Genomic DNA, 821 nt, shown 5'->3' on the forward strand with positions numbered 1-821 from the left:
AGTTGAGCCCCCGATAGTGGTGTAGCGCGGTGGCCCTGCTCGTCGTTCCGGACGAGAGCGCGGCCACCGTGAGATCTTTCGAGTTCACCTCTCACAGCACCCTCGAAAGGACATCATCACGATGACCGCTCCTCATATTGTCGACCCTGCCGGCCTGCTCGGCGAAGCCCTGTCCGAAGCCTCCCCGGATCTGATGCGATCACTGCTGCAGACAGTGATCAACGCCCTGTTGTCGGCCGATGCCGAAGCGGTCGCCGGCGCCGAATGGGGCCGACCGTCCCCGACCCGGGTGACCCAGCGCAACGGCTACCGCCACCGCGAGCTCGACACCCGCATCGGCACCATCGACGTGGCCGTCCCGAAGCTGCGCACCGGAACCTACTTCCCCGACTGGCTGCTCGAGCGCCGCAAGAGGGCCGAGTCCGCCCTCATCACGGTCGTGGCCGACTGCTACCTCGCCGGGGTCTCGACCCGCCGGATGGACAAGCTGGTGAAGACCCTCGGCATCAACTCCCTGTCGAAGTCCCAGGTCTCGCGCATGGCCGGGGACCTCGACGAGCACGTGGAGTCCTTCCGCCACCGCCCCCTGGGCGAGGCCGGGCCCTTCACGTTCGTGGCCGCCGATGCGCTGACCATGAAAGTCAGGGAGGGCGGGCGGGTGGTCAACGCGGTCGTGCTGCTGGCCACCGGGGTCAACGGCGACGGCCACCGCGAAGTCCTCGGCATGCGGGTGGCCACGGCCGAGACCGGGGCGGCGTGGAACGAGTTCTTCGCCGACCTCGTCGCCCGCGGCCTGGGCGGGGTCCGGCTGGTCACCTCAG

General features: G+C 68.9%; 1 protein-coding gene. It reads left to right on the forward strand.

Going from position 1 to position 821, the window contains the following annotated elements:
• Nucleotides 1-121 precede the first annotated feature (121 nt).
• On the forward strand, nt 122-821 hold a 700-nt coding region (locus QYM41_RS17575), incomplete at its 3' end, for an IS256 family transposase (RefSeq protein WP_368801060.1).

The sequence above is a fragment of the Kocuria oxytropis genome (genome assembly GCF_040981195.1).
Lineage (GTDB): Bacteria > Actinomycetota > Actinomycetes > Actinomycetales > Micrococcaceae > Kocuria > Kocuria oxytropis.